21 protein-coding genes, 1 other RNA gene, 1 pseudogene and 1 other annotated feature are annotated in these 25,261 nt (G+C 44.7%); of the genes and pseudogenes, 16 read left to right on the top strand and 7 right to left on the bottom strand.

What is annotated here, in order from left to right; genetic code table 11:
- The first annotated feature begins 50 nt into the window (after positions 1 to 50).
- Positions 51 to 1,715: an alpha,alpha-phosphotrehalase gene (gene treC / locus HGO97_RS09690; protein WP_216241098.1), complete on the top strand. Its 1,665-nt coding sequence runs from the start codon at positions 51 to 53 to the stop codon at positions 1,713 to 1,715.
- Positions 1,716 to 1,796: 81 nt separating this feature from the next.
- Here the strand turns inward: treC and HGO97_RS09685 are convergent, their stop codons facing one another.
- From HGO97_RS09685 to HGO97_RS09665, 5 genes are all read right to left on the bottom strand, one after another.
- A complete protein-coding gene (locus HGO97_RS09685) occupies positions 1,797 to 2,132 on the bottom strand; it encodes a YolD-like family protein (protein ID WP_330654226.1) in 336 nt (111 codons plus the stop codon).
- A complete protein-coding gene (locus HGO97_RS09680; RefSeq protein ID WP_216241097.1) occupies positions 2,122 to 3,390 on the bottom strand; it encodes a Y-family DNA polymerase in 1,269 nt (422 codons plus the stop codon). The genes HGO97_RS09685 and HGO97_RS09680 overlap by 11 nt, the downstream gene beginning before the upstream one ends.
- Positions 3,391 to 3,414: 24 nt before the next feature.
- Positions 3,415 to 4,191, bottom strand: coding sequence for a GDSL-type esterase/lipase family protein (locus HGO97_RS09675; RefSeq protein WP_216241096.1), 777 nt, complete (start codon positions 4,189 to 4,191; stop codon positions 3,415 to 3,417).
- Positions 4,192 to 4,338: 147 nt separating this feature from the next.
- Positions 4,339 to 5,136, bottom strand: coding sequence for an ABC transporter permease (locus HGO97_RS09670; RefSeq protein ID WP_216241095.1), 798 nt, complete (start codon positions 5,134 to 5,136; stop codon positions 4,339 to 4,341).
- Positions 5,129 to 5,896, bottom strand: coding sequence for an ABC transporter ATP-binding protein (locus tag HGO97_RS09665; RefSeq protein ID WP_216241094.1), 768 nt, complete (start codon positions 5,894 to 5,896; stop codon positions 5,129 to 5,131). The genes HGO97_RS09670 and HGO97_RS09665 overlap by 8 nt, the downstream gene beginning before the upstream one ends.
- A gap of 174 nt (positions 5,897 to 6,070) precedes the next feature.
- Between HGO97_RS09665 and HGO97_RS09660 the strand changes: the two genes are divergently transcribed.
- From HGO97_RS09660 to HGO97_RS09605, 12 genes are all read left to right on the top strand, one after another.
- Complete coding sequence (locus tag HGO97_RS09660; RefSeq protein ID WP_216241093.1) at positions 6,071 to 6,700, top strand: epoxyqueuosine reductase QueH; 630 nt, start codon at positions 6,071 to 6,073, stop codon at positions 6,698 to 6,700.
- Positions 6,701 to 6,829: 129 nt separating this feature from the next.
- Positions 6,830 to 8,209 carry an argininosuccinate lyase gene (argH, locus tag HGO97_RS09655; RefSeq protein ID WP_216241092.1) on the top strand — a complete coding sequence of 460 codons (1,380 nt, stop codon included), beginning with the start codon at positions 6,830 to 6,832 and terminating at the stop codon, positions 8,207 to 8,209.
- Between the two features lie 64 nt (positions 8,210 to 8,273).
- Positions 8,274 to 9,359: an aspartate-semialdehyde dehydrogenase gene (asd, locus tag HGO97_RS09650; protein WP_216241091.1), complete on the top strand. Its 1,086-nt coding sequence runs from the start codon at positions 8,274 to 8,276 to the stop codon at positions 9,357 to 9,359.
- Positions 9,360 to 9,755: 396 nt separating this feature from the next.
- Positions 9,756 to 11,030 carry a 3-isopropylmalate dehydratase large subunit gene (gene leuC, locus HGO97_RS09645; protein WP_216241090.1) on the top strand — a complete coding sequence of 425 codons (1,275 nt, stop codon included), beginning with the start codon at positions 9,756 to 9,758 and terminating at the stop codon, positions 11,028 to 11,030.
- Positions 11,030 to 11,521, top strand: coding sequence for a 3-isopropylmalate dehydratase small subunit (locus HGO97_RS09640; protein WP_216241089.1), 492 nt, complete (start codon positions 11,030 to 11,032; stop codon positions 11,519 to 11,521). Before leuC ends, HGO97_RS09640 begins: the two co-directional genes overlap by 1 nt.
- Positions 11,522 to 11,956: 435 nt before the next feature.
- Positions 11,957 to 12,943, top strand: coding sequence for an ornithine cyclodeaminase family protein (locus tag HGO97_RS09635; protein WP_216241088.1), 987 nt, complete (start codon positions 11,957 to 11,959; stop codon positions 12,941 to 12,943).
- Between the two features lie 55 nt (positions 12,944 to 12,998).
- Positions 12,999 to 14,642 carry a dihydroxy-acid dehydratase gene (gene ilvD / locus HGO97_RS09630; RefSeq protein WP_216241087.1) on the top strand — a complete coding sequence of 548 codons (1,644 nt, stop codon included), beginning with the start codon at positions 12,999 to 13,001 and terminating at the stop codon, positions 14,640 to 14,642.
- Positions 14,636 to 15,433 carry a TrmB family transcriptional regulator gene (locus HGO97_RS09625; RefSeq protein WP_216241086.1) on the top strand — a complete coding sequence of 266 codons (798 nt, stop codon included), beginning with the start codon at positions 14,636 to 14,638 and terminating at the stop codon, positions 15,431 to 15,433. Before ilvD ends, HGO97_RS09625 begins: the two co-directional genes overlap by 7 nt.
- A gap of 17 nt (positions 15,434 to 15,450) precedes the next feature.
- Entirely contained in the window at positions 15,451 to 16,758 is a 1,308-nt protein-coding gene (locus tag HGO97_RS09620; RefSeq protein ID WP_216241085.1) for a Na+/H+ antiporter NhaC family protein, read from the top strand.
- A gap of 497 nt (positions 16,759 to 17,255) precedes the next feature.
- Positions 17,256 to 18,749: a threonine synthase gene (gene thrC / locus HGO97_RS09615; protein WP_216241084.1), complete on the top strand. Its 1,494-nt coding sequence runs from the start codon at positions 17,256 to 17,258 to the stop codon at positions 18,747 to 18,749.
- A gap of 3 nt (positions 18,750 to 18,752) precedes the next feature.
- Entirely contained in the window at positions 18,753 to 19,097 is a 345-nt protein-coding gene (locus HGO97_RS09610; RefSeq protein ID WP_216241083.1) for a hypothetical protein, read from the top strand.
- A gap of 267 nt (positions 19,098 to 19,364) precedes the next feature.
- Positions 19,365 to 21,056, top strand: a complete 1,692-nt coding sequence (locus HGO97_RS09605; protein WP_216241082.1) for a phosphoenolpyruvate carboxykinase (ATP) — start codon at positions 19,365 to 19,367, stop codon at positions 21,054 to 21,056.
- 275 nt (positions 21,057 to 21,331) lie between these two features.
- Here HGO97_RS09605 and HGO97_RS24515 read toward each other — a convergent pair.
- Together HGO97_RS24515 and HGO97_RS09600 are read right to left on the bottom strand one after the other, a co-directional pair.
- Positions 21,332 to 21,400: pseudogene (locus HGO97_RS24515) on the bottom strand (DUF6783 domain-containing protein); the annotation flags it as partial.
- 198 nt (positions 21,401 to 21,598) lie between these two features.
- Positions 21,599 to 22,381: an EFR1 family ferrodoxin gene (locus HGO97_RS09600; RefSeq protein ID WP_216241081.1), complete on the bottom strand. Its 783-nt coding sequence runs from the start codon at positions 22,379 to 22,381 to the stop codon at positions 21,599 to 21,601.
- A 148-nt stretch (positions 22,382 to 22,529) separates the two neighbouring features.
- Here HGO97_RS09600 and ssrS point away from each other — a divergent pair.
- The 3 genes from ssrS (at position 22,530) to pheS (ending at position 25,255) form a co-directional block, all read left to right on the top strand.
- Positions 22,530 to 22,708: non-coding RNA, 6S RNA (gene ssrS / locus HGO97_RS09595), on the top strand.
- Between the two features lie 290 nt (positions 22,709 to 22,998).
- Entirely contained in the window at positions 22,999 to 23,838 is an 840-nt protein-coding gene (locus tag HGO97_RS09590) for a YihY/virulence factor BrkB family protein (protein WP_330654225.1), read from the top strand.
- 117 nt (positions 23,839 to 23,955) lie between these two features.
- Positions 23,956 to 24,187, top strand: a binding site (T-box leader).
- A gap of 48 nt (positions 24,188 to 24,235) precedes the next feature.
- On the top strand, positions 24,236 to 25,255 hold the full coding sequence (gene pheS, locus HGO97_RS09585; RefSeq protein ID WP_216241079.1) for a phenylalanine--tRNA ligase subunit alpha: 1,020 nt from the start codon (positions 24,236 to 24,238) through the stop codon (positions 25,253 to 25,255).
- Positions 25,256 to 25,261: the final 6 nt, after the last annotated feature.

The following is a 25,261-nucleotide window of genomic DNA, read 5'->3' as shown; positions in this document are numbered from 1 at the left end:
ATAGAAGAAGCAGACGGTGTCTCGTAATATAAACTAGGAGGAAATGCGGTATGACCGATTTTAAAGATAAAGTAGTATATCAGATTTATCCGAAGTCATTCAAGGATTCTAATGGGGATGGAATCGGTGATTTAAAAGGAATCACCGAAAAATTGGATTATCTGGAGTCATTGGGAGTGGATTACCTGTGGCTGACCCCATTTTTTGTATCTCCACAGAAAGACAATGGATATGATGTGGCGGATTATCGGAAGATAGATCCGGTCTTTGGAACTATGGAGGAGCTTGAGGAGCTGATTCAAAAAGCAGCAGAAAAGGGGATGGGTCTGATGCTTGATATGGTATTCAACCATACCTCCACACAGCATGAATGGTTTCAGAAGGCTCTGTCAGGAGACAGGGAGTACATGGATTATTATATTTTCAAGGATGGTACCCCAGATGAGATACCGACCAATTGGGTATCCAAGTTCGGAGGACCGGCCTGGGAGTATGTGCCTGATCTGAAAAAATGGTATCTTCATCTATTTGATGTGACCCAGGCAGACCTGAACTGGGAAAATCCGAAGGTACGGGAGGAGTTAAAGGAAATTATCCGGTTCTGGAAGAAAAAAGGAATCAAGGGGTTCCGGTTCGATGTAGTCAACCTGATCTCCAAACCAGAAGTCTTTGGAGATGATCTAAAAGGAGATGGGAGAAGGTTCTATACGGATGGACGGCATGTACACGAGTTTTTAAAGGAGCTGACCCATGATACCGGGATTGAGGATATGGTAACTGTTGGGGAGATGTCCTCCACTTCATTAGAAAACTGTATTCGGTATTCCAATCCGCAGGAAAAAGAGCTCTCCATGTGTTTTAACTTCCATCATCTAAAGGTGGACTATAAAAACGGAAATAAATGGGAACTGATGGAGGCAGATATTTTGGCTCTCAAGGAATTATTTCGGAAATGGCAGCTTGGAATGCAGGAAAATGATGGTTGGAATGCAGTGTTCTGGTGCAATCACGACCAGCCAAGGATTGTGTCCCGGTTGGGAAATGATCAAGCATATTGGAAGGAATCTGCAAAAATGCTCGCGGCCTGCATTCATCTGATGCGCGGAACACCTTACATTTATCAGGGAGAAGAACTGGGAATGACCAATGCAGGATTTCAGGAGATCGGACAGTACCGGGATGTGGAGAGCCTGAACTATTACGAGATTCTGCTGAAAAAGGGCCGGACGAAGGAGGAGGCGCTGGAGATTCTTTCGAAGCGTTCACGGGATAACGGACGTACTCCCATGCAGTGGGAGAATCGCATGAATGCGGGTTTCTCAGAGGCAGACCCATGGATAGAGGTGCCAGATAATTATAAAGAAATAAATGTAGAAGCGGAAAAAAAGGATCAGGATTCCATTCTGGAGTTTTATAAAGAATTGATTCGGCTCAGAAAAGAAAGAAGAGTCATTTCTGATGGAAGAATTGAATTTTTATGCCAGGAGGATGAAAATATACTGGCATACCGAAGGTGTCTGGAAGCGGAGGAAATTCTTGTATTCTGTAATTTCCGGGGGAAACATGTCACGATAGGAGTGGACTTAGATGTGGAAGGAGCAGATAAGCAGGACGCTCCTTATAAAAAGATCCTGGGAAATTACAAAGGAAAGAGGAAAGAAGGAGTACTACGGCCATATGAAGTCCTGGTCTATGAGAAAAAACAGATAAAATAAAAATTGAGAATTCTGGGCTGCCCGATTTTTCATCAGTGTGGCAGCCCAAGACTTCTCACCATAGAATACATTCCGCTCACTCTAAAATTCCTGAATCCTATCTCCACTGATATCATAGATATCTTCAAAGGAAATCTTCGTATTTACAATTTTTAGGACACGTGCTGTCTCATCGATTCTGGATACCATCCCAGTCTTTTTCAGATATTCATTCTTCTCGTAATAGACCACCGTAATGATATCATTTTTCTGTACTTGCTTTAGTTTCCGGTCCAGCTCTTCTCTATATTCTTCGGATAACTCCGTTTTAGGCACCACAATCTTTTCTTTTTTGCGAAGTGCATCTGGGTATCCCTTCAAAGCTGCAAATGGCATGAACTGTTTTGCACGTTCCTCCCTGCTCATTTTAGATGCCACTTTTGTGTCCTCCAATCTGTTTGTTCCGTTCCATGGCTGTTGCTTTTTCTTCCAGGTTCATCCCTTTTAAAATTGCATTTTTCCCGAACTTTTCCTTGATATCCAGCATGGTCTTCTGCATCTTATGCTCCCGTTCTAATTCTGCTGGATCTGTAAAAAGATCATATTGCTGATATTTTTCATCTACTACGTTATTAAATGCCAGATTTATTCTGTGGATAGGGGTATGCCTGTCTGCAATTTTCTCGAACAGTTTTTGCGTATAGGAAATGATTTGCTTAGCAGAACTGGTCGTGACTGTCATAGTGATTGTTCCGTGTGAGGATTTGGCCTCATATCGATTCGCGTAACCGATATAAAGCGTAATAGAGTCTGTCACCAGCCCTTTATCCACTAATTCCAGGCTCAGCAGGTCAGCCATTTCCTTGACGACCAGCTTTGCGTCTTCGAAATGGTAATCACATCCCAGTACCTGCCCGCTGGAGATAGAATTTGATTTGGGCTTATACGCCTTAATGTCTGCAATGGTCGTAGTTTCTCTGCCCCATGCGTGGTCGATGAGCAGCTCGGCGTCAATTCCAAATAGCTTGTACAAAAGAGCTTCATCGGCCAGTGAGATTTCTCTCATCGTACTGATACCAGAATGCCTTAGGCGCTCCGCCGTTCCTTTTCCGATTCTCCAGAAATCTGTGAGAGGCTTGTGGTCCCACAAGGTTTTTTGATAAGCTGCCTCATCTAAAATACCAATATGATCCTCTGCGTGCTTGGCAGTAATGTCCAAAGCAATCTTGGCAAGATATAGATTCGTTCCTATCCCGCAGGTCGCGGTAATTCCTGTCTCTTGATAGATATCCTGCATGATTGCCGTGCTTAATTCCTTAGCACTCATCTGGTACATGGAAAGGTAATCTGTCACATCCATAAATGCCTCATCGATAGAGTAGACGTGGATATCTTCTTTCGAGATATACTTTAAATAAATGCCGTAGATTTCGGCAGAATAATCAATATATAGCTGCATCCGGGGCACTGCCTTAATATATTCGATATTCGCGGGAATCTGGAACACCCGGCAGCGGTTAGAGACTCCAAGCTCTTTCATGGAAGGGGAAACGGCCAGACAGATGGTCTTCTCGGTCCGCTCTGGATCTGCGACCACGAGGTTGGTCGTCAGTGGGTCTAGTCCGCGTTCTACGCATTCCACAGAGGCATAAAATGATTTTAGATCAATGCAGATGTATACTTTGTCCTGCTGCATGTTGATTCCTCTTTTCAGTTCTATTTATGGTTCTTTACGGTCCAGAGTGAGTGCCTCATATACTGTCCGTGCGATTACTTCGTTGCCCTCGGCATTTGGATGCACACCGTCAGCAAAATACTCAGGATGGTCTTTAGTGGCGGAATAGATATCAATCAGGGGAACATTACATTTTTCAGCCGTTCTCCTAATAATTGGTGTGACCTCCTCTGCAATCACAGCTCGGTTGACATGAAAAGCGACAACATCATTTTCATTTGCTCCAAAAGCTGCACAGCATGTCATCAGATACACCTGGGGACTACTTGGAAGCTTCTTATAGAGATCTACAAATTCCTCCAACTGCTTTTCGTATTCCCCGGCAATCCAGTTGTAGGCTTTCGAATCATTCGTCCCAAGCATGATCAGAACAATGTCTGGTTCAAGCTTTTGGGATTCCTCAAAAAAATCTGTTGTCCGGTAGGGCGTCTCAGTCTGACTCATTAAAGTCTTTCCACTAATTCCATAATTAAAAACAGTATATTTCTTTCCCAGCATTTTGCCCAATTTGACTGGATAGGCATCCTTATCGCGAGTCAGTGTTACTCCTGCTCCATAGGTGATACTGTCCCCAATACAGGCGATTTTTATTTCCTCATGTTCGGTTTCTAATTCGGAAATTTGATCTTTCGATAAATCAGGTGCAGATTCTTTTGATTGGGCTGCTTTTTGGTTTTTAGATAAATAAAATGCATATCCTGCGCCGGCTAAGATAGCGGCAGAAATCAGAATTGCAAGTATACGTTTTGTCAGTCTCTTCATGTTGGGCTTAACCTCTTTCTATATCCTGTCTATGGAAATTTACTCAAATACAGCACAGGGACACGTTTTTGCACGCGCCCCTTATTTTCTTATTTATTATACTGCATTCACTGTGATTAAACAATCCTTTTACTTTTCCGGCTGCTTTTAGAACCGCCTCAGATAGATTCGTTCCACCAGATTAATGAGTGCATACAGGCCCATCGCCATAATACATAAAAGAACGATGGACATCAAAAGCCAATCCATTTTAAAGACCTGACTGGAGTATATGATCAGATATCCCAGCCCGTCTCTTGCTGCCAGGAATTCACCGATGATCACACCGACGAGACAGAGTCCGATGTTGACCTTCATGTTACTGATGATTGCCGGGATAGAGCTGGGCAGCACGACCTTGGTCAATGCGTGCCATTTATTGCCGCGCAGGGTATAGATGAGCCGAATTTTTTCACCATCTACTGTTGTAAAGCTGGTATAGAGGTTCAGAATACTACCGAAAATAGCCACGGACATGCCGGCTACGATGATTGTCGTCTTTGTAGCTCCCAGCCATACGATCAAGAGAGGTGCAAGTGCAGATTTTGGCAGGCTGTTCAGCACGACAAGATAAGGATCCAGGATTTCTGACAGCTTTTTGCTGCACCAGAGGGCGACTGCAATCATGACACTGATTACTGTGACCAGAAGGAAGCTTATGATCGTCTCATATAAAGTGACCCAAATGTGGACAAAGATACTTTTGTCCAGGACCATTCCCCAGAAGCAGAGGGCAATTTTAGACGGGCTGCTGAAAATAAAGGAATCGATGATTCCCACATTTGCTGTAAATTCCCAGAGAAATAAAAAACTCAGAAGGATCGCTACGCGGGAGACCCGCACAATCCTTTTGTGTTTTTTGTGCATATTCAGATAGCTCTGTTGTCCTACAGAAATTTCATTCATTTTGATTCAACTCCTCCCATATAATATTAAAGTAATTCTTGAATTCCGGGGCATTCCTCCGAAGCAGAGGAGTGTCTTTTTCCAGCGTAAACGTAATAGGCACAATCTTGGAAATATGGGCCGGCCTGCTGGTAAGGATAATGACCCGGTCCGCAAGACTGACTGCCTCGGAGAGGTCATGCGTGACTAAGAGCGCCGTCTTATGTGCATGCCGGATGATCTGTCCGATGTCATCTCCGACGGAGAGGCGGGTCTGGTAATCCAAGGCGGAAAACGGTTCATCCAGAAGTAGAAGGTCTGGTTCCAGGACAAGTGTACGGATCAATGCCGCACGCTGCCTCATTCCTCCCGATAATTCGGATGGTTTTGAGTTGGCAAATTGTTTCAGCCCGTACAACTCCAGAAGCTCATTGGCCCGGGCTTTGGACTTTGGAGAGAGCATATGCTGTATTTCCAATCCCAAAAGTATATTCTTGTATACTGTGCGCCATTCGAAAAGGTGGTCATGCTGCAGCATATATCCCACGTTCATCGTACTTTCCTTCATATATTTTCCATTCATTTTTATCAATCCCTTTTCAGGTTCTAAAAGCCCTGAGATAATCGAAAGCAGGGTGGATTTTCCGCAGCCGGATGGCCCGACGATTGCGACGAACTCACCGGAAGCGATGGAAAATGAAATATCTGTCAGTGCCTTGGTTTCTCCCTCTAAAGTGTGATATGCATAATTGATGTTTTTTAACTCAAGTATTGGTTCCATGCAGACACTCCATTCGACAAGTATATAGTTAGTTTATGGGAAAATGCCGGTAAGGTGAATAAACACAAAAAACCATGGAATATACAACAGGAATATACAACAGGGTATTTTACGAACTTAGAGTTTGTGGTATAATATCAGAATCGATTTGCACATGAGAGGTGTTTGGACGAGATGAACTATAGAAATGTAAATTACCAGAAAGAGCTGGACAAGCTGATCAGTACACTTCAGAAGGAGAATCAAGTGCCGAAGCTTCTGCTTCACAGCTGCTGTGCTCCCTGCAGCAGTTATGTACTGGAATATTTATCGAATTATTTTGAAATCACAGTTTTTTATTATAACCCCAATATATTTCCAGAAAGTGAATATACGAAGCGTCTTTTGGAGCAGCAGACTCTGATCGGGGACATGCACTTTAAACATCCGGTCTCCTTCTTAGCAGGGAATTATGACCGGGACAAATTCTATGCAATGGCAGAAGGTCTGGAGCATTTAAAAGAAGGGGGAGCACGCTGCTTCAAGTGCTATGAGCTTCGCCTTAGAGAGACAGCAGAGATGGCGGTGAAGGGTGGATTTGAATATTTCACTACAACTTTGAGCATCAGTCCTCTGAAAAATGCGGAGAAGCTCAATGCCATCGGCAGGGAAATCGCATCCGAATATGGAATCAAATATCTTCAGTCAGATTTTAAAAAGAAGAATGGATATAAACGGTCGATCGAGCTTTCAAAGGAATATGGGCTGTACCGACAGGATTATTGTGGATGTGAATTTTCAATTAAGGAACAAAACGAAAGATAATATCATGTATAAATGTTCTAATTTAATTCTCAAGAATGATGATAAAACCGTAAAGTTTCATGTGGACATTAACACGTTACTATGGTAAACTAATGAGAAAATCTAAGAGAGAGAAGAGAGGATTAAGAAATGGCACAGTTATGGGGCGGTCGTTTTACGAAGGAAACAGACCAGTTAGTGTACAATTTCAATGCATCAATATCTTTTGATAAAAAGTTTTATGAGCAGGATATCCGTGGAAGCATCGCCCACGTGACTATGCTTGCAAAGCAGGGAATCCTGACCGAGGAGGAAAAAGATAAGATTATCGAAGGTCTGCTCGGTATCAAGGCGGATGTAGAGAGTGGAGCACTTGAGATTACAGATGAATATGAAGATATTCACAGCTTTGTGGAGGCGAATCTGATTGATCGGATCGGAGATGCTGGGAAGAAGCTGCATACGGGAAGAAGCCGTAATGACCAGGTCGCTCTGGATATGAAGCTTTATACGAGGGATGAGATCCTGGAGCTGGACCAGCTTTTAAAAGGACTGTTGGAAGTGTTGTTAAAGCTGATGAAAGAGCATACAGAGACCTATATGCCGGGCTTTACGCATCTGCAGAAGGCACAGCCAATCACATTGGCCCACCATTTGGGTGCGTATTTTGAGATGTTCAAGCGTGATCGTTTACGGATGAAGGATATTTACCAACGGATGAACTACTGTCCGTTAGGTTCGGGAGCTCTGGCAGGAACGACCTATCCTTTGGATCGGGAATATACGGCAGAACTGCTTGAGTTCGCAGGCCCTACGCTGAACAGCATGGATTCTGTGGCTGACCGGGATTATTTGATTGAACTTCTGTCTGCAATGTCGACAGTCATGATGCATCTGAGCCGTTTTTCAGAGGAGGTCATCATCTGGAATTCCAATGAATATCAGTTCGTAGAGATTGATGATGCATACAGCACAGGCAGCAGCATTATGCCGCAGAAGAAGAACCCGGATATCGCAGAACTGGTTCGCGGTAAGACTGGGCGTGTATATGGGGCACTGATGTCACTTCTGACGACGATGAAGGGAATCCCTCTCGCATATAATAAGGATATGCAGGAAGATAAAGAGTTCGTATTCGATGCAATCGATACGACAAAAGGCTGTCTGGCCCTGTTTACAGGGATGCTTAAGACCATGCATTTTAACAATCAGCGTATGGAGGACAGTGCAAAGAACGGATTCACCAATGCGACAGATGCTGCAGATTATCTGGTGAATCATGGCGTGCCGTTCCGGGATGCACATGGCATCGTAGGCCAGTTGGTTCTGTATTGTATTGAGAAAAATATTGCCCTGGATGATATGTCATTGGAAGAGTTCAAAGCGATTTCTCCTGTATTCGAGGCGGATATTTATGAGGCAATCAGTATGAAGACTTGTGTGGAGATGCGCAATACCATAGGAGCACCTGGAAAGGCAGCTATGGAAAAAGTGATCGCAGCGCATGAGATGTACTTAAACGTTGAATAAACAGTAATTGCATAAGCAGTTCAAGAAGGATAAGCTAGATAAGAGAAAGGAAAAGGTGAGGAAGATGGATCAGAAATTGAGAGTCGGTATTTTAGGAGCAACAGGAATGGTAGGACAGAGATTTATTTCCCTGCTTGAAGACCATCCGTGGTTCGAGGTAGTAACTGTGGCTGCAAGCCCACGTTCTGCAGGAAAGACATACGAAGAGGCTGTTGGCGACAGATGGAAAATGGATACCCCAATGCCGGAAGCTGTGAAAAAGTTAGTCGTGCTGAATGTAAATGAGGTGGAAAAGGTTGCTGCTACTGTGGACTTTGTATTCAGTGCAGTGGATATGACCAAGGAAGAAATCAAAGCAATCGAGGAAGAGTACGCAAAGACGGAGACTCCGGTTGTCTCCAACAACAGTGCACACCGCTGGACACCGGATGTTCCGATGGTAGTGCCGGAGATTAATGCAGAGCATTTTGATGTCATTGCAGACCAGAAGAAGCGTCTTGGAACGACCCGAGGATTCATCGCTGTAAAGCCAAACTGTTCCATCCAGAGCTACGCTCCATGTCTTGCGGCATGGAAGGAATTCGGGCCAAAAGAGGTCGTAGCGACTACCTATCAGGCAATTTCCGGTGCAGGAAAGACCTTCAAGGACTGGCCGGAGATGGTGGAGAATATCATTCCGTATATCGGCGGAGAAGAGGAAAAGAGCGAGCAGGAGCCGCTGAGAGTACTTGGTAAGGTCGAGAATGGTGAAATCGTGAAGGCAGAGCTGCCGAAGATCACATGTCAGTGCATCCGTGTTCCAGTTTTGAACGGACACACAGCAGCCGTATTTATCAACTTTGAGAAGAAACCGACGAAGGAAGAGCTGATTGAAAAGTTAGTATCCTATCAGGGATTCCCGCAGGAAGCAAATCTTCCAAGCGCACCAAAACAGTTCATTCAGTATCTGGAAGATGACAATCGTCCGCAGGTAAAACTGGATGTTGATTATGAGAATGGAATGGGCGTATCAATCGGACGTTTGAGAGAAGACAGCATGTTCGATTATAAATTTGTCGGACTGTCCCATAATACAGTACGTGGCGCAGCCGGTGGAGCAGTACTGTGCGCGGAAGCACTGACTGCTAAGGGTTATATTCAGGCAAAATAAAATCGGATGTTAGTGACGAGCTTTAGTGTCGGAACGGATGAGGGGACGCCAGGAAAGATGTGGAACACATTACCTGCTGTCTGCATGCCTGTCGTTGCAAAACCCTTGCCGTCCATGAAGAAGGCATAATAGATAAAATCAGAAAAAGGGAGGCACTGCCATATATGCGGAGAAATCTGGATGATTTCTCCGCAAGTATGGCACGAAATTAGGCGTTGAACGCCAAATTCCGACCTCCCTTTTTCTGATTTTTTCTGTAACGCCTTCTAACATGGTCTCTACGGGTTAATGTAATATGAAAGAATAGGAGAAAAAGGATAATATCTCTCCTTTCTTTTCGTACTTTAATATGATAAAATGTAAAACAGAATTTATATGAAAGAGGAGGTTGTCGTTATGGGAATGACAATGACGCAGAAGATTCTGGCGGCTCATGCAGGGCTTGATTCTGTTGAGGCTGGTCAGTTGATAGAGGCGAAATTAGATGTGGTAATGGCGAATGACATTACCGGACCGATGGCTCTGCCGATTTTTAAGCAGATGGCAGATGTGGTCTATGATAAAGATAAAGTGGTACTGGTTCCTGATCATTTTACACCGAATAAGGATATCAAGTCTGCAGAGAACTCTAAGTCGATTCGCGAGTTCGCGAAGGAACAGGGGCTGAAGTGGTATTTTGAGCAGGGCAAATCTGGTGTGGAGCATGCAATCCTTCCTGAAGCGGGAGTAGTGGCTGCTGGAGAGTGCATCATCGGTGCGGATTCCCACACTTGTACATATGGAGCACTGGGCGCATTTTCTACAGGTGTAGGTACAACGGATATTGCAACGGGTATGGCAACAGGGGAACTGTGGTTCAAGGTGCCGAGTGCTATAAAGTTTGTACTGACCGGAAAGCCGGGCCCATTTGTGAGCGGCAAGGATGTAATCATTCATATCATAGGTAAGATCGGTGTGGATGGAGCACTTTACAAATCCATGGAATTCACAGGGGATGGCATCCAGAATCTGTCCATGGACGACCGTTTCACAATCGCTAATATGGCAATTGAAGCTGGTGCAAAGAATGGAATCTTCCCGGTGGATGAGCAGACGAAGGCTTATCTGGATGAGCACACAGTGAAGGAATATACCGTTTACGAAGCAGATGAAGATGCAGTTTATGATGATGTGATTGAGATTGATCTGTCACAGGTTCGTCCGACGGTTGCATTCCCGCATCTTCCGGGCAATGCGAAGACCATTGATGAGATCGAGGCGATGGAGCCGATCAAGATCGACCAGGTCGTAATCGGGTCCTGTACGAACGGCAGAATGGAAGATATGCGTAAGGCTGCTGCAATCCTGAAAGGACGTGAGGTTCACCCGGATGTACGTGTCATGGTGATTCCGGCCACACAGAAGATATACAAGCAATGTATGAAGGAAGGGCTTCTGGACATTTTTGTGGATGCAGGCTGTGCAGTCAATACACCGAGCTGCGGACCTTGTATGGGAGGCCATATGGGCGTTATGGCAGCAGGAGAAAAGTGTGTCTCTACGACCAATCGTAACTTTGTAGGACGCATGGGACATGTGGATTCCTTGATTTATCTGGCTTCCCCGGAAGTGGCGGCAGCGAGTGCGATTGCGGGATGCATCGCGAATCCAGAGAAAGTAGGTGACAGATAATGAAAGCTTTAGGACACGTTTTTAAATATGGAGACAACGTAGATACAGATGTTATCATTCCGGCAAGATATTTGAATTCATTTGACGCACAGGAGCTGGCAAGTCATGCGATGGCAGACATCGATCCTGAATTTGTGAATAAAGTACAGCCAGGAGATCTCATCGTGGCAAATAAAAACTTTGGCTGTGGTTCTTCCAGAGAACATGCGCCGCTTTGCTTAAAGACAGCAGGAGTCAGTTGTGTCATCGCAGAGACCTTTGCAAGAATTTTCTACCGCAATGCCATCAATATCGGGCTGCCGATCATCGAGTGCCCGGAGGCTGCGAAGGGAATTGAGGCAGGCGATGAAGTGGAAGTAGATTTTGACAGTGGAAAGATCTATAACCGCACAAAAGGAACAGAGTTCCAGGGACAGGCATTCCCGGAATTCATGCAGAAATTGATTGCAGCGGGCGGACTGGTGAACTATACGAATAGTAAGAAGGCCTGATTCGAGCTGTTAGGGGCATGGTCTGGGGATTGAGACGTTGTGTTCCGGCAGATGAGGCATACGGCTTTCCTCAAGATGTGCTGTGCATGAAGAGATAGTAGAAGTGAAGAGATAGCAGAAGAAAAATGAGAAAAAGAGAGAACAGAATTGTGCCGTGGTACGGCGAATCCTGGTCTCTCTTTTTCTCATTTTCTCTTTTCTTGATTCTAAGACGTATTTTTAGATTGTTCATAAGCTACATGCCCCATCTGCCGGAATCCAAAACCTAATCCCGGGCCGTGTAGAAAATCTGATTGGATAGGAAAGTGAATTAGGTAGGAAAGTAAGGGATTGACATTTTTTTACTTATTGATATAATAAAAACATAATAGTTACCTTTGGGGTATACTAGCATGAAAAACTGATTCTATGTATAAAAAATTAGGAGGAATTGTTATGCTGTTATTATCGAAATCGGACATTAAAAAGGTTTTTTCTATGAGAGAAGCTGTGGAAGCGGACAAGGAAGCTTTTCAGTTATTTTCAGAAGGGAAGAGTGAGGTGCCTCTGCGGACGAATATCCAGGTACCGCGGCATGAAGGCTCTCTTCTGTTCATGCCTTCTTTTGTGGATGAGCTGGATACAGCCTGCTTAAAGGTCGTGAATGTATTTCCTAAGAATATCGAGCAGGGGCTTCCTACGACTCCGGCACAGGTGCTTTTGATCGATGCTTCTAACGGACTGGTCGTGTCTGTTCTGGACGGGACCTATGTGACACAGCTTCGGACAGGTGCAGCAACGGGAGCGGCTCTGGATGTCCTGGCAAAGAAGGACTGCAAAAAGGGCGCTTTGATCGGAACAGGAGGACAGGCAGCTACACAACTGGAGGCCATGGTAGCTGTGCGCAATCTGGAGACGGTGAAGGTATTTGACTTGAATGCACAGCGTTTGAATGCATTTGTGGAGCAGATGAGTGAAGAATTGAAAGCTTATGGAACACAGATCCTGGCAGCGGAGAGTTCAGATGATGCCGTAGAAGATGCGGATATCCTGGTCTGCGTGACACCATCCACACGCCCGGTATTTGACGGGACTAAGGTGAAAGCAGGGGCAACAGTGAGCTGCGTTGGATGCTATCAGCCTCATATGCAGGAGATGGACCCGGAAATCTTAAAACGTGCTTCTAAGATATATTTTGATTCTGAGGATGCGGTTCTTTCAGAGGCAGGAGATATCCTGATTCCACTGGATCAGGGAATCATTACAAAGGACGATTTTACCGGAGATTTAGGTGACGTACTTCTTGGAAAAGTAACGAGCAGGGAAAATGATGAGGAAATTATCGTTTTCAAAACAGTTGGAATCGGAACTCAGGATCTGATGGCAGCGAAACGCATTTATGACAAGGCAATGCAGGCTGGTGTGGGAACTATCTGGGAATAAAAGTCATTGGAAAGATTTCATAAAAGAAAGAATTATATTTAGGAGGAAATGGAAAATGGAATCATATTGGAACGGGGCAGAGGCGGCACATCGCCGTGTCATGATGAAAGCAGCGGGTTATTCAGATGCTGATATCCGTAAAAAACCGCACATTGGGGTGCCGAATTCCTATATGGAGGGTTCACCGGGAAGTGCACATTTAAGACAGATCGCAGAGGCCGTAAAACAGGGAATCTGGGCAGCAGGCGGTGTGCCTGTAGAGTTTGGGATTCCGGCAACCTGCGGGAACATCGCAAATGGAGCGGAAGAGTTAAAATACGAGCAGGTCGGTCGGGATATCGTGGCAATGTCAGTGGAGTTTGTTTCCAGAGTACATAACTTTGATGGACTTGTGATGGTCGCATCCTGTGACAACATTATTGCAGGCTGCTATCTTGCAGCAGCCAGAATGAATATTCCGTCTATGGTCGTGACCGGGGGCTCTATGCAGCCAGGACATCACTGCGGAAAGGCAGTTGTGGAGGCTGATTTGGATGTTGCCAGATTTTCCGGTTCCACAGAAGAGGAGCTGATGGAGCTCGAGGAGGCAGTCTGCCCATCCTTTGGCGCATGTCCTTCTATGGGAACAGCCAATACCATGCAGATGCTCGGTGAAGTGATGAATCTTGTCATGCCGGGCACAGCAACGATTCCGGCGTCAGATAACCGGAAGCTGCGCCAGGCAAGAGAAGCTGGAAAATTTGCAGTAAAGCTGGTCAAATCAGGACGAAGACCATCAGATCTGATCACAAAGGAAGTTCTTTTGAACTCTATTATGTTCGATATGGCAGTGGCAGGTTCCACCAATGCAGTACTGCATATCCTGACTATGGCCTATGAGCTGGGAATCGATATTACACTGGCTGATTTCGAAAAGTATGCGGAAAAGATTCCTTGCATTAACGCGGTCATTCCGAGCGGTCCATACACGGTCGTGGATTTCCATTATGCAGGCGGCGTGCCGAACGTAATGAAGATGTTGGAGCCGCATCTGTTCACGGATGCTCCGATGATGAACGGCGGCACATGGGGAGAATATCTGTCAGGCGTGACTGCACAGCCGAACGAAGTGATTCATTCCCTGGAAAAACCGTTGTTCAAAGAGCCTGGACTTAAGATTTTACGAGGAAACCTTTCTCCGAATGGTGCAATCGTGCGTCCGACCGCAGTTCCAGATCCTGTAAAATATATCAGGGGAAAAGCTAAGGTCTTCGATGGTGACAGAAGTGCATTTGAAGCAATCGAGGCAGGAGAGATTGTTCCAGGAGATGTGATCGTCATCCGTTATGAAGGCTGTAAAGGGGCTCCGGGAATGAAAGAGCTGATGCTGAGCATCGATGCTCTGATCGGACATGGACTTCATACAAGTGTGGGTCTGGTATCAGATGCTAGATTTTCAGGCTTCAATTATGGTGCGATTATCGGACATGTTTCACCAGAGGCATATGACGGAGGAACAATTGCACTTGTCGAGGAAGGCGATGAAATCGTCATTGATATTCCAGGAGGCAAAGTGACTTTAGAAGTATCAGAAGAGGAACTGAAAAAGAGAAAGGCTGCCTGGGTATGTCCGCCGTTAAAAGAACAAAAGGGCTGTCTGAATCTGTTTGCACGTAACTGCAGACCGGCGGAAGAAGGCGGTGCGATGCAGCCTTGGTAGATAAAATTGGTTTACTCAATAAGGTAGGGCTTACGGATGCGGAGGCAAAAGTATATCTGACTCTTTTGAAAAATGGCGGTGCAACGGGGTATGAGGCGAGCAAATTTTCGGCTGTGCCCCGTTCCAAAATTTACAATGTGCTGGAATCTCTTGTCATGAAAGGATTTATATTGTATTCTGAACAGGAGAATACCAACCGTTATGCTGCTGTACCGGTAGAAGAGATCGCGGAGAGAGTGAAGCATGAGACCGATGTGACTCTAACGGAGCTGGAAGGACAGTTGAAGGATTACAGGGCACAGACGGATATGGATGAGTTCTGGCATATCAGGGAATACGAGAATGTATTTGCGAAATGCCGCAGTATCTTAAAAAGGACAGAATCAGAGCTGCTCCTGCAGATCTGGGAGGAGGACCTGCCCGGACTGCTGCCGCAGATCCAGGAACTGGAGGAAAAAGGAATCCGCACAGGAATCGTCTATTTTGGAGAAAAAGGCGAAGATGAAATTGCACTTAGACACGTGTGCCGTCATGGAATGCTTGAAGAAAAAAGGAAGGAAATGGGAGGAAGATTTTTGACCCTCGTTTCTGATAACCATGAGGTCGTGTTTGGACAGATCATCAGTGATGCGGTGTCCGAAGTAATCTGGACAAAGTCAAAGCCCATGGTCGCTATGGCGGCGGAGTGCGTCCGCCACGATATCTATTTTTATAAAAGCGCAGGAATGTTCCAGGAACAGATGCAGGAAGAGCTCGGCGAGGATTTCCATAAGGTACGGGAAATATTTTAACAAAGAGAGGATATGGAATGAGACAAGAGAGTACAACGACAGAAAACGTAAAAGGCAGGGCCATCGCTCTGCTTCCGATTGGTGTGTTTCTGGTGATTTTTCTGGGAGCAGGTATTGTGACAAAGGATTTCTATGCAATGCCGGCAATCGTAGGGTTTTTAATTGCATTATTTGTAGCATTTTTACAGAACAGGAAATTAAATTTTGCACAAAAACTAAAGATTATTGCAGGAGGGGCCGGAGATGAGAACATCATCACAATGAGTCTGATCTTCCTGTGTGCAGGAGGATTTTCAGGAGCGGTCACCGCAGCAGGAGGGGTGGAGAGTACCGTTAACTTTGGGCTATCCATTCTTCCGGCCCGGATCGCGATTGTGGGATTATTTATTATTGGCTGCTTTATCTCCATTTCTATGGGAACCTCCATGGGAACAATCGCGGCTCTCGCACCGATTGCAGTCGGGATTTCTGAACAGACTGGTTTTTCTCTTGCAATCTGCATTGGGGCAGTCGTATGTGGTGCCATGTTCGGAGATAATCTGTCCATGATATCTGATACAACGATTGCTGCAGTTAAGACACAAGGCTGCGAGATGAAGGACAAGTTCAAGGCGAACTTTCTGATCGTGCTCCCAGCAGCGATCATTACGATTGTGGTCTTCTTTTTGATCACACGCAATGCGGCGGTGCAGGTAACAGCCGCTTCGGATTACAACCTTTGGAAAGTGCTTCCCTATATCATGGTCCTGGTAGGTGCATTGATCGGAATCAATGTGTTCCTGGTCCTGATCGGCGGAATTGTTGTATCCCTGATAGTAGGAGTGGCTACCGGCAGCATAGCACTGTCCCAGATATTTTCCGTGGTAGGCGAAGGCGTGACTTCCATGTATGACATTACGGTAATCTCTATTGTTGTGGCATGCATTGTATCTCTGGTCAAAGAATACGGAGGTATCCAGTTCATTCTGTACCAGATCAAAAGCCGTATCAAGGGAAAAAAAGGCGGCGAACTGGGCATTGCCCTGTTAGCTCTCTTCGTAGACCTATGTACTGCTAACAACACCGTAGCAATCGTTATGGCCGGCCCTATAGCCAAAGAAATCAGCGAAGAATTCGACATCACCCCGAAGCGTTCTGCGTCCCTGCTGGACATCTTCACCTCCGTGGGCCAGGGCCTGATTCCATATGGAGCCCAGCTCCTCTCCGCTGCCAGCCTGACAGGCCTGACCCCGTTCCACATCATGCCTTACCTGTTCTACCCTATGTTGATGGCCGTAAGCGGAATCCTCTTCATCCTGTTCCGCAGACACGAGACCACGAAATAATCACCACTTGTCCCACCTATCGAATCCATCCGTCCTGGTCAGGAATCCCTAGGGAACGGAGTTAGCGTTCGTCCGGATGAACCCAGCGAACAGGAAATCATATACAGGCAGGGCGCATAGAGCAGGTGGTATTTTTGGGGACATAGAGAGCGTTGTAGATACACTTAATGAAACAGGACTGGATTTTATGGATGATATTTGATGCTTCAAAATCAAATATCATAAAGAGTTGAACTGCGTTTGCATCAGGCAAACGCAGTGAATCTCTTTAGTGCCGTAAAATTCAGTCCTGTTTCATTTAGTGTATCTTAACAAACGGGAAGTTTTCAGAAATACCACCTGCTCTATGCGCCCTGCCTGTATATGGTTTCTTGGTCGCGCCCCCTTCTTCATAGACACGAACTTCATTCCAATATTCCTACTCTTGAATCTGGGAGGGACATATGTTATAATTCAGTGCAGTAACACAGTGAAGAAAGAAAAAAGAGGGTAAAAGAATGAATCTATTATACAAAAGTACAAGGAATGCAGAGAAAACAGTCACAGCCTCCGAAGCAATCTTAAAAGGTCTTGCAGAAGACGGCGGCTTGTTTGTCCCGGTAGAGATTCCAAAGCTGGATGTAACAATGGACGACCTGAAAGATATGAGTTATCAGGAGACTGCATATGCAGTCATGAAGCAGTTTTTCACCGATTTTACAGAAGAGGAATTAAAACACTGCATCAACAGCGCTTATGATGAAAAGTTTGATACAGAGGTAATCGCACCTCTTGTGAAGGTAGGGAATACATACCACTTGGAGTTATTCCACGGTGCGACAATCGCATTCAAGGATATGGCACTGTCCATCCTTCCGCATCTGCTCACTACATCAGCAAAGAAGAATCATGTGACAAAAGAAATCGTGATCCTGACAGCGACATCAGGTGACACTGGAAAAGCGGCCCTTGCAGGTTTTGCAGATGTTCCGGGTACAAAGATCATTGTATTTTATCCAAAAGACGGTGTGAGCAAGGTCCAGGAACTGCAGATGGTGACACAGAAAGGGAAGAATACTTCTGTAGTTGCTATCCATGGCAATTTTGATAATGCACAGAGTGGTGTCAAGGCTCTTTTTGAAGATAAAGAGCTGGAACAGGAGTTGAGTCAGTCTGGATATCAGTTCTCATCTGCCAACTCTATTAATATTGGGCGTTTGGTTCCACAGGTCGTATACTATGTGTATGCATATGCAAAGCTGCTTGAGAATGAGGAGATTGTAAACGGAGAGAAGATTAAAGTTACAGTTCCGACAGGTAACTTTGGGAACATTCTGGCTGCATATTATGCAAAGCAGATGGGAGTACCGATTGCAAAGTTGATCTGTGCTTCTAATGAAAATAAAGTACTTTATGATTTCTTCCAGACTGGAAAGTATGATAAGAACCGTGAGTTCGTGCTGACATCCTCCCCATCAATGGATATCCTGATTTCCAGTAATCTGGAACGTCTGATTTATACGATTGCAGGACAGGATGCACAGAAGAATGCAGAATTAATGAAAAAATTGAACACAGAGGGTGTCTATGAGATTACAGCAGAGATGAAAGAAAAACTGGCTGATTTTGTAGGCGGTTATGCGACAGAGGAAGAGACGAGAGAGACGATTCGTGATACGTACCGTTCTACAGGTTATGTCATGGATACGCACACAGCCGTTGCGGCCCATGTCTGCAAAGCATACCAGACAAACAGCAAAGATACATTAAAGGCACTGGTTGCTTCTACGGCAAGCCCATACAAATTTGCACGAAGCGTTATGACGTCTATCGATGCTTCCTACGATGCGATGGATGAATTTGCACTGATCGATGAATTGGAAAAGGTATCAGGAGTCGAGATTCCGAAGGCAATCGAAGAAATCCGCAATGCAGACATCCTTCACACAAAAGAGTGCGAGGTTGACAAGATGAAAGAGACCGTGAAGACAATTCTCGGAGTTGAGGTGTAATATATGGATAGTATGTTTGGTGCAATCAGCATCCTGATATTATGTTGCGGCATTTACTGCCTGTATGCATATTTAAAAATGAAAAAGGACGGTCATATCAACGAAGTCCTTCTGCTTGGAAAGAATTTTTCGGAACATAATTGCAAAGATAAAAAAGCATACATGGAAAAGGCGGTTCCGGCAGTTCTGATTTTTGGTATTGTAACTACTTTGTATGGAGCGATTGATGCAATCCATTTTTATGTGACACCGATTCAGATACTGGATTATATTGCGATGGCAGTATTCTTTGTGGCATTGGTCTGGTTCATGGTCTACACAACAAAATTAAAGAATAAATACTTTTAAATATACGTTTAGTGAAATATTTAACGAACGAGTTGCAAAAAAATGCCCTAAAAGCAGTGAAATAGTAATAAAATGAGGTATATAAAGCGTGAAAATGCAGGATTTTAAAAATGAACTTGCATTTTCGCGCCTTTTTTAATGATTTTAATGAAAATTTAATAAATAAATGAATCCAAAGACAATATGACTTTCATGAAAAGTATTGACTTTTCAGGGTAAACATGAGATAATTGAACAAATTTCGATTTGAAGGAGGAAATTAACACTATGTCAACTAAAGCATATTATCCAATTAATGAAATTGGAAAAGGCAAACCAGGATTTTCAAAGACAAGATCTATCATTGAAGCAGCGTTTTATGGAAACAACGTAGTTCCAGTTAACACATTAAAAGAGGCATACAACCTTGCAAAGAATTCACCGGGAACAATCGTAACAGATATGCCGGTTTATAGAGGAGAAGAATTTGGTCTGGATGCAGACGCAAAGGTTCTTTTATTCAATGACGGTGCAATCACAGGACGTTACGCAGCAGCACGCCGTATCGCAGGCGAGCCGGGAGTAGACTGTGAGAAATTAGACAAAGTGGCTATGGATGCAATCTACAGCGCACGTTACAAAAAACTGTATCATGCAACTGTATATGCAGGACTTGATCCGGAATTCATGGTAAAAGTACACCTCCTGATTCCAGAAGGCGAAGAGAACATTATGTACTCCTGGATGCTGAACTTCCAGTACATGTCAGATGATTATGTAAAGATGTACAAGAATTCTGTTCCTGTAGGAGAAGGCAAAGAGCCTGACATCTACATTTTCTCAGATCCACAGTGGGCACCAGTAGCACACCCAGGTGTAGACTACAGCTGCTTAAGCGACCCACAGACACTGTGCTACTTCAATACAGACACAAACTGTGCATGTATCCTTGGTATGAGATACTTCGGAGAGCACAAGAAAGGTACTCTTACGATGGTATGGGCTATTGCTAACCGTAACGGATACGCTTCCTGCCACGGTGGACAGAAAGAGTACACACTTGCTGACGGAAGCAAATACGTTGCATCTGTATATGGTCTGTCAGGATCAGGTAAGTCCACAATCACACATGCTAAGCATGATGGAAAATATGAGATCAAAGTACTTCACGATGATGCTTTCATTATCAACACAGATACATGTGCATCTATCGCTATTGAGCCTACATACTTTGACAAGACACAGGATTATCCGACAGGATGCCCGGACAACAAGTATCTGCTGACAGCTCAGAACTGCTCTGCAACACTTGATGAGGAAGGTAAGATCCAGTTAGTAACAGAAGATATCAGAAATGGTAACGGACGTGCAATCAAGTCTAAATTATGGTCACCGAACCGTGTAGACAAGATCGACTCTCCAGTTAATGCAATCTTCTGGATCATGAAAGACCCTACCATTCCGCCGGTAGTAAAATTAAAAGGTGCTTCCCTTGCATCTGTAATGGGAGCAACACTGGCAACAAAGAGATCTACTGCAGAGAGACTTGCTCCTGGTGTAGACCCGAACAAACTGGTAGTTGTACCTTACGCTAACCCATTCAGAACATACCCGCTGTCTCACGACTATGCGAAGTTCAAAAAGCTGGTTGAAGAGAAGAACGTAGACTGCTACATCATCAACACAGGAGACTTCATGGGCAAGAAAGTACAGCCTAAGGATACACTTGGAATCCTCGAAGCAATCGTAGAGAAGAAAGCAGACTTCCATCAGTGGGGACCATTCTCAGACATCGAGATCCTGGATTGGGAAGGATTCATCCCGAACATGGAAGATGCAGAGTATGTATCACAGCTGAAGGCTCGTATGAATGACCGTGTGAACGAGATCAAAGCATTCGAGACAGCAAAAGAAGGATATGACAAACTTCCTGATGATGCACTTGCTGCAATTCAGAAGGTTGTTGATGAATTGAACTAATTGAATTTTTCAATAGCGCGAGATGGGGGCGCCTGACGAAAATCAGGCGCAGTATGCCGCCGCTAAAGCACATGCCTGATGCGGGGCTGACCATTCGTGAAGCGGCACTAATTAAAAAATGGCCGGATTTTATGGAACCGAAGGGATTCACCAGGCTGTCTTGATGACAGCCCGGCTCAGCCCTTCTTGATATTTGGTTTTGAGAACCAAATATCATCCATAAAATCCGGTCATTTTTTATGAAGTGCCGCTAACGCTCATTCTACGCCCCTGCATCAGGCATGTGCTTTAGAGTGTGTTTGAAAATTCATTCCTACAATCTGCACGCCCCATTTTGCGGGAGATTTTCAAACACGCTCTACGGCTACTGCGCCTGGTTTTCGTCAGGCTGGGCGCATCAGGACGGGAAGAAAAAAATAATTCAATAGGGGTGTCAGACCGGTGAAACGGGATGGGTGAACCAACCTGAAACTGACGCCCATATTGAATTAAAAGGTAGCTGTATTTTTAAAGTATCCTTAAAACACTTGTAAAGTATTTAATTACAGGAAGATATCTGCAGCTTTATCGCTCTTGCAGATTTTGGTGAGTTTTTTGTATGCCATTTTCATCTTGAAGTTGCTGACATATTTGGCTTTTTGTTTACATCCGCGCACGCATTTTGTGCAGGCGATGCATTTCTTTTTATCGACCTTCTTCGGATCGGTAGTTGAAATGGCACCAGATGGACAGAGCTTTGCGCAGGCACCGCACTCGGTACAGAGGCTGACATCTGTCTTAGGATAGAGCGGTGTGCGGCTATACTTGCGGTATGGAGTATTGCCAGGAACCTGGATGTTGATGCTGTCAAAGTTCTCTTTTTGCTTTAATCTGCGGTTCAGTTGGATGCCGAATTCAGCAATCGTCTTCATATCTTCTTTGTTTGGGCGGCTTAAGCCGATGGAACGTATGATGGAATGTTCGGTCGGAAAGGCTCCGGCCCCGATGACTTTAAAGCCTCGGTTTTCAACCTCTGTCTTTAACTCCAAAAGTGCATCCTCGTATGCACGACATCCATATGTAGCAATTAGTGCACATGGAGTGTCTTCCCCTTTTAATGTGTCAAAATATTCTAAAAATGTTTCTGGGACGCGCCCACTGTATACTGGGACTCCGAATAATACAAAATCATCCTTCCTAAATTGAAGCGAAGGCTTCTTCTCTTTGTGTACAGTGAGGTCAAAAGAAACGGATTTCAGTTCGATATTCCTGGCAGCCTCCATGATGACCTTGCGCGTGGTGCCTGTCGGGCTGAAATAGACGAGTTTCAATTCATTCATTTTCATAAACTAGGACTCCTTTATCAAAAATGGTATTCAGATTACTATAACATATTATGGAAGAAAATGCACGGATATAGGAAGAAAATGCAAGAATATAAATTCGGGTTGTAAATTTGAAATAAATAGGTTATAATACCCTTAGAACGAAAGCAAAAACCTGAAATGTTCGACAACCCTGTAATTTTGAACCTACAATACTTTAAACGGGATTCTTATATTTCTGTAATATGTCAGGCCTCCGATTAGCAGTGGAAGACAGAAAAGCAGATGCGGTTGCCCACCTAGCTGCGGCTAGGAGTCAAAATACAGGACCGGCATTTTGGGGAAACATACTAAAGATAAAGGCAGCTGTCAGTGTGCAGCTGTCTTTTCTTTTCTAGTATTATAAAATTGTGAAAGAGCCTGCTGCAATAGAATACTTGAATAAATCGGTTCTTTATGGTATGATTTGAAAAGTTTAAGCTCATCAAGGAAGTCTCCCCCACCTCAGTGTCGGGGAGGCGTAAGTGATAAGCAGCGAAAGCTGCTATGAGGTTATGAGGAAGTAGCGAAGTGGATTTTGAATATCCGCTTTGACTTCGAAGGAATTTATTTCACAGGAGAACAGGGTGAAGGGGAAAGTGAAAAAAGTTATAAGAAAAGTATACTCTGTAGTATCATCGATCGGCTCACATCATACGGGTGCATATGCGGCACAGGCAGCATATTTCTTTGTGCTGTCCTTGATTCCGATTATCCTGCTGCTTTTGACCCTGGTACAGTTCACACCTGTTACACAGCCGGATGTAATGGAAGCAGTAAAGCAGGTGTTTCCGCGTTCGGTGGAAGGACTGATCGTATCCATCGTGAATCAGGTATATGCGCAGTCCGGTACAGTTATCCCGGTCACGATTATTGTGGCGCTGTGGTCAGCAGGAAAGGGCGTACTCGCCATGACCTCAGGACTCAATTTGATCTATGAGAATACAGAGACTAGAAATTATATATATCTGCGATTCAGAGCATCTTTTTATACCGTTATATTCATACTGGCTATCGTGTTGTCGTTGACGCTATCTGTGTTCGGCAACAGTATCAGCCTGGTCGTGTATAAGCATGTGCCGGTGCTTACGAAGGTCATGGATTTTATCATCCGCATTAGGACATTGGTGACGCTGGTCGTGCTGACATTGTTCTGGGACCTTGTGTATAAGTTCCTTCCTGACCGCACACATCTGGCTAAGACGACGATGAAGCAGCAGCTTCCGGGAGCTGTGTTCACATCATGTGGATGGCTTTTGATGTCCTTTGTATTTTCTGTTTACCTGGATATTTTTACCGGATTTACAGATATGTATGGGAGCCTGACGACTATTATTCTCATTATGCTATGGCTGTATTTCTGTATGTATGTGATCCTGCTCGGGGGGGAACTCAATGCCCTGCTGGAAGGATATGGACGCAGATGGGAGAGCAGATAGGAAACTGTACAAATTTTCCTGTGGTCGAATAGCTACAATAAAAATGCTTGACAATCAAAAAGTTCGTGATACAATAATAAAGTAAATTCAATCAATTTTAAAGAATTTTAATAAAAGTAAAAAGCTATGATCGTGTACAGTAGAGACCCATTTCCTATCAGAGAGAGAAAATCACTGGCTGAAAGTTTTCTTTAGTTCAGATGGCAATCGAAATTCCCACGCCAGCTGTGTCCCTGAAATATTGTTAGAGAGTAGGGGGTGCCGTATGTTGTACGTTACACAAGACTAAGCGCCCATAGGAGTCCTATGGGAATTAGGGTGGTACCGCGATATGAACTTCGTCCCTTTTGGGGATGGAGTTTTTTTAGTTTTAGAGAGATGAAAGGAGAAGAAATTCATGAAAGACAAATTGGAGCAGATCAAAGAAGAAGCAATCGCACAGATCCAGGCGGCGGATGTTCCTGAGAAGCTGAACGAGGTTCGTGTAAAGTTTCTTGGTAAGAAAGGGGAGTTGACGGCTGTCCTGAAGGGGATGAAGGACGTGGCACCGGAGGACAGGCCGAAGGTGGGACAGCTCGTAAATGAGACAAGAGCTGCCATCGAGAATGTTCTGGAGGAATCCAAGACGATGATGGAGAAGGTCTTAAGAGAGGCAAAGCTAAAGGCTGAGGTAATCGATGTGACCCTGCCGTCCAAGAAGAATACGGTCGGACACAGACATCCGAATACCATCGCTCTGGAAGAAGTGGAACGTATTTTCGTGGGTATGGGATATGAGGTCGTGGAAGGACCGGAAGTAGAATATGACCTCTATAACTTTGAAAAGCTGAATATTCCAGCAGACCATCCGGCAAAAGACGAGCAAGATACCTTCTATATAAATAAGGACATTGTACTGCGTACCCAGACCTCTCCGGTACAAGCACGTGTCATGGAGCAGGGCAAGCTCCCGATTCGTATGATCGCACCAGGAAGAGTGTTCCGTTATGATGAAGTGGATGCAACACATTCTCCTTCCTTCCACCAGATCGAGGGGTTGGTAATTGATAAGAATATCTCCTTTGCAGATCTGAAAGGAACCCTGGAAGTATTTGCAAAAGAGCTGTTCGGACCGGAGACAAAGACGAAGTTCCGTCCACATCATTTCCCATTCACAGAGCCAAGTGCAGAGGTAGATGTAAGCTGCTTCAAGTGCGGCGGTAAAGGATGCCGTTTCTGTAAAGGTTCTGGCTGGATCGAGATCCTGGGCTGCGGCATGGTTCATCCGCATGTACTGGAGATGTGCGGGATCGACCCGGAGGAATATTCCGGTTTTGCATTTGGAGTCGGCCTGGAGCGTATCGCTCTTTTGAAATATGAGATTGATGACATGAGACTGCTGTATGAAAACGATATCCGTTTCCTGAAACAGTTCTAACAGATA

It is taken from the genome of Faecalicatena faecalis (assembly GCF_012524165.2).
Lineage (GTDB): Bacteria > Bacillota > Clostridia > Lachnospirales > Lachnospiraceae > Faecalicatena_A > Faecalicatena_A faecalis.
The sequence above is the reverse complement of the archived record's forward strand: the minus strand, read 5'-3'. Positions and strand labels throughout refer to the sequence as shown.